Origin of the sequence: Haemophilus sp. UMB1048, from assembly GCF_030218125.1 — a bacterium.
Taxonomy (GTDB): domain Bacteria; phylum Pseudomonadota; class Gammaproteobacteria; order Enterobacterales; family Pasteurellaceae; genus Haemophilus_D.
The window spans coordinates 1-232 of sequence record NZ_JASOPB010000210.1 but is presented as its reverse complement, the minus strand read 5'-3'; the positions used below and the strand labels follow the sequence as shown (position 1 = coordinate 232).

Annotated in this window: 1 protein-coding gene; it reads right to left on the bottom strand. The window is 57.8% G+C overall.

What is annotated here, in order from left to right; genetic code table 11:
• Nucleotides 1-232 (bottom strand): helix-turn-helix domain-containing protein (locus QP437_RS10500; RefSeq protein ID WP_285267801.1); only part of this gene is annotated, 232 nt, incomplete at both ends.

Sequence of the window (232 nt, the reverse complement as noted above, 5' to 3'; positions counted from 1 at the left end):
ACCCAGCGAGAAGCTCTGCATCGGCGCCACTTTGGCGGCGCGAATCGGCGCTTGCTTCGCCATCATCGGCAGCAGTTCTTCTTCCGGAATATGTACGAGGCGAGCGTAGGAACGGATATAGCCACGCAGGAAGGTCGAAGCGAGATCGGCTGGCGCCTTATCTTCTTCAATATCACGAACCGTGGAAACCTTCAGGCATAAGCGTTCAGCCACCGCTTGCTGGCTGAGTCCG